Origin of the sequence: Pseudomonas sp. BAV 4579 (genome assembly GCF_009765395.1) — a bacterium.
GTDB lineage: Bacteria > Pseudomonadota > Gammaproteobacteria > Pseudomonadales > Pseudomonadaceae > Chryseomonas > Chryseomonas aestiva.
Genome location: NZ_WHOV01000232.1, coordinates 1 through 4,116 on the forward strand (window position 1 = coordinate 1; position 4,116 = coordinate 4,116).

The window sequence follows — 4,116 nt, forward strand, 5'->3', positions numbered from 1 at the left end:
CGAGTTGCTGGTGCGCAAGCAGGGCGCCCGGGTCCACACCAATCCGCTGGCGGGTTCGGCCAAGCGTCGAGCCGATCCGCAGGAAGACCAGCGCGTCGCCCGCGATCTGCTGGAGTCCAGCAAGGATCATTACGAGCACCGCCTGGTGATCGAGGACATCCGCCAGCAGCTGGCACCGCTGTGCAGCCGGCTGGATGTCCCCGAAGGACCGTCGCTGCTCAGCACCAACGCCATGTGGCACCTGTCCACCGCCATCGACGGCGAACTGGCCGACAGTCGCACCTCGGCGCTGCAGCTCGCCTGCCGCCTGCACCCGACCCCGGCGGTCTGCGGCTTTCCCACGGTGGCGGCGCGCCAGCTGATCCAGCGCATCGAGCCTTTCGACCGTGACCTGTTCACCGGCATGGTCGGCTGGTGCGATACCCAGGGCAACGGCGAGTGGGTCGTCACCATCCGCTGCGGCACGGTGCAGGGCGACTGGCTGCGGCTGTTCGCCGGCGCCGGCATCGTCGAAGCCTCGGATCCGGCGGCGGAGTGGGCCGAGGTCACCGCCAAACTCGGCACCATGCGTGCCGCCTGTGGTTTGCTCGACGAGGAGAACCCCACGTGAGTCTGGAATTCACCCCCTGGCCGGAAGACCTGGCGGCCCGTTATCGCGCCCTGGGTTACTGGCCCGATCTGCCGATGATCGAGATCCTGGCGCGCAGCCGCGCGGCCCTGCCCGAGGCGTCGGCGATCCTCTGTGGCGAGCGGCAGCTGAGCTATGCCGAGCTGGACGAGCGCTCCAGCCGGCTGGCCGCCCACCTGCAGGCCGCCGGGCTGCGTCGTCACGACACCGCCCTGGTGCAGCTGCCCAATGTGGCCGAGTTCTATGTGGTGTTCTTTGCTCTGCTCAAGGCCGGCATCGCGCCCGTCAACGCCCTGTTCAGTCACCAGAAGCTGGAGCTGCTCGCCTATGCGCAGCAGATCCAGCCCCGGCTGCTGATCGCCTCCCGCGAGCACAATCTGTTTCGCGACGACAACTTCCTCGGCGAGTTGCGCGACGTGGCGCCCGGCCTCGACGAGGTGCTGCTGGATGGCGCCGATGACGCACGCAGCCTGCAGCAGCGCCTGGATACCCCGCTGGACGGTTTTCAGCTGACGCCCACCGCCGGTGGCGAGGTGGCCTTCTTCCAGCTTTCCGGTGGCAGCACCGGCACGCCCAAGCTGATTCCGCGCACCCACAACGACTACTACTACAGCCTCAGACGCAGCGTCGAGATCTGCCGTCTGACCCCGGCCACGCGCTTTCTCTGTGCCCTGCCGGCGGGTCACAACTACACCCTCAGCTCGCCCGGCGCCCTGGGCGTCTTCATCGCCGGTGGCTGCGTGGTCATGGCCCGCGATCCCGAGCCGCTGCGCTGCTTCGCGCTGATCGAACGCCATCAGGTGGACTGGGTGGCCCTGGTGCCACCGGCGGTGGCGCTCTGGCTGCAGGCCGCGGCCGCACCCGAGCAGCGCGCCCGGCTGGCCAGCCTGCGGGTGGTGCAGGTGGGCGGTGCCAGCTTCGCCGAGGCCCAGGCCCGCCGCGTGCCCGTGGAACTGGGCTGCCAGCTGCAGCAGGTGTTCGGCATGGCCGAGGGCCTGGTCAACTACACCCGCCTGGACGACGAGCCCGAGCGCATCTTCACCACCCAGGGCCGTCCCATGAGTCCGGATGACGAGGTGCGCATCACCGACGAGGACGGCAACCCGGTGCCCGACGGCGAGCCCGGCCTGCTGTCCACCCGCGGTCCCTACACCTTCCGCGGCTACTACCGCAGCCCCGAACACAACGCCCAGGTGTTCGATGCCGAGGGTTTCTACTTCTCCGGCGACGTGGTTCAGCGCGATGCCGCCGGCTATCTCAAGGTGGTCGGCCGGGTGAAGGACCAGATCAACCGTGGCGGCGAGAAGATCGCCGCCGCCGAGATCGAGGGGCTGCTGCTGCGCCATCCCGGCATCACCCACGCCGCCCTGGTCGCCATCGCCGACGAGTTGATGGGCGAGAAGAGCTGCGCCTGCCTGGTGGTGAGCGATCCGGCGCTCAAGCCGGTGGCGCTGCGTCGCTATCTGCGCGAGCAGGGCGTGGCCGAATACAAGCTGCCCGACCGTTTCCAGTTCCTTGACCAGCTGCCGCTCACCGCCGTCGGCAAGATCGACAAGCGGCGCCTGCGCGAGCAGCTGCAGACCCCTTCCACCGAGCGTTCCTAAGGTTTCCCATGGCTATCCCCCGTCTTGCTTCCTATCCCTTGCCCCAGCCCGACGGCTTTCCCGCCAACAAGGTCGACTGGACACCCGTGGCCGACCGCGCCGTGCTGCTGATCCACGACATGCAGCGCTATTTCGTCGAGTTCTATGGCGACAGCAGCCCGCTGATCGACCAGGTGGTGACCAACATCGCCGCGCTGCGCGCCTGGGCCGATGCCCAGGGCGTGCCGGTGGTCTACACCGCCCAGCCCACCGACCAGCCGCCGGCCGATCGCGCCCTGCTCAACGACATGTGGGGGCCGGGCCTGACCCAGGCCGATCCCGCGCTGCAGCAGGTGGTGGACGCGCTGGCGCCCAAGGACGGTGACGTGGTGCTGACCAAGTGGCGCTACAGCGCCTTCCACCGTTCCAACCTGCAGGACCTGATGACCGAATGGCGGCGCGATCAGCTGATCGTCTGCGGCGTCTATGCCCATATCGGTTGCCTGACCACCTGCACCGACGCCTTCATGCGGGACATCCAGGCCTTCCTGATCGGCGACGCCGTGGCCGACTTCTGCGAGGAAGAGCACCGCATGGCGCTGCGCTACGTGGCGACCCGTTGCGGCAGTACCCTGAGCACCGCCCAGGTCACCGGCGGCGCGGTAACCCTGGACGAAACCTGGTTGCGTGCCCAGGTCCAGCCGCTGCTGGACGCCGACGACGAAGAGCCGGCGCTGGACGACAACCTCACCGATTTCGGCCTGGATTCGGTGCAGGTCATGACCCTGGTGGGCGAGTGGCAGAAGCGCGGGCTGCCTGTGACCTTCGCCGATCTCGCCGCTCAGCCGACCCTGCAGGGCTGGCTGGATCTGCTGCGCGCGCGCGCCTGAGGAGTCTCCTGATGACCCAACTGGATTTCACCGGCAAGCGCGTCTGGGTGACCGGCGCGGGGCAGGGCATCGGCTTGCAGGTGGCACGCCGCTTCCAGGCGGCGGGCGCCGAGGTGGTCGGACTCGACCGCCAATTCGCCGAGAGCAGCTATCCGTTCCGCACCCAGCTGCTGGATGTCGCCGATGCGGCCCAGGTCGAGGACGTCTGCCAGGCGCTGCTGGCCGAAGAGCGCCGTCTGGACGTGCTGGTCAACGGCGCCGGCGTGCTGCGCCTGGGCACCAGCGACAGCCTGAGCCTGGACGACTGGCAAGCGCTCTTGGACGTCAACGTCTCCGGTCCCTTCTACCTGTTCCGCCAACTCGTGCCGCTGTTCAAGGCCCAGGGCCAGGGCGCCATCGTCAACATCGCCTCCAATGCCGCCCATGTGCCGCGCCTGCAGATGGCCGGCTACTGCACCTCCAAGGCGGCGCTGGTGTCCCTGAGCCACTGCGTGGCCCTGGAACTGGCCGGGTCGGGCGTGCGCTGCAACGTGGTCTCGCCGGGCTCCACGGCGACCCCCATGCTGGCCGGCATGCTCAGCTCGCCCGAGGGCTATCAGCGCCTGGTGGACGGCCTGCCGGAAGACTTCAAGCTGGGCATCCCGCTGCGCAAGATCGCCCAGCCCGACGAGATCGCCAACACCGTGCTGTTCCTCGCCTCGGACCTGGCCAGCCATATCACCATGCAGGACATCGTGGTGGACGGCGGCGCGACCCTGGCGGCGTGAAGAATCTTGCGTAGGTCGGGTTGCGCGCCAGCGCGGCGGGTTCGCGTCCGTCCGTTGGGCTTCGACGATGGAGCCGTCTCAACCCAACCTACGATCAGGCGCGCTGAGCGATCCCGAGCTTGCCGGGGCTGATGAAGCGGAGCGCTCGCCCTCACCCCAACCCTCTCCCCTCGGGAGAGGGTTGGGGTGAGGGCGCGCCCAGCTACGGAGTCCAGTGGAAAAGGCTGCGCCGTTTTCCACGCTACGGC

Annotated in this window: 4 protein-coding genes; all 4 read left to right on the forward strand. The window is 68.7% G+C overall.

Features of this window, described 5'->3' with window-relative positions; translation table 11 throughout:
* A partial coding sequence (locus tag GSQ95_RS25585; protein WP_158974008.1) for an isochorismate synthase MenF occupies window positions 1-610 on the forward strand: 610 nt, incomplete at its 5' end.
* A complete protein-coding gene (locus GSQ95_RS25590) occupies window positions 607-2,232 on the forward strand; it encodes a (2,3-dihydroxybenzoyl)adenylate synthase (protein ID WP_158895882.1) in 1,626 nt (541 codons plus the stop codon). The genes GSQ95_RS25585 and GSQ95_RS25590, both read left to right, overlap by 4 nt.
* An 8-nt stretch (window positions 2,233-2,240) precedes the next feature.
* A complete protein-coding gene (locus tag GSQ95_RS25595) occupies window positions 2,241-3,101 on the forward strand; it encodes an isochorismatase family protein (RefSeq protein ID WP_158895884.1) in 861 nt (286 codons plus the stop codon).
* An 11-nt stretch (window positions 3,102-3,112) separates the two neighbouring features.
* Complete coding sequence (gene dhbA, locus GSQ95_RS25600; RefSeq protein ID WP_158895886.1) at window positions 3,113-3,868, forward strand: 2,3-dihydro-2,3-dihydroxybenzoate dehydrogenase; 756 nt, start codon at window positions 3,113-3,115, stop codon at window positions 3,866-3,868.
* The last annotated feature ends 248 nt before the right edge of the window (window positions 3,869-4,116 follow it).

What these genes read in the sequence shown, in the direction of transcription:
- GSQ95_RS25595 (WP_158895884.1), top strand. Translation starts at nt 2,241, where the DNA reads ATGGCTATCCCCCGTCTTGCTTCCTATCCCTTGCCCCAGCCCGACGGC.
- dhbA (WP_158895886.1), top strand. Translation starts at nt 3,113, where the DNA reads ATGACCCAACTGGATTTCACCGGCAAGCGCGTCTGGGTGACCGGCGCG.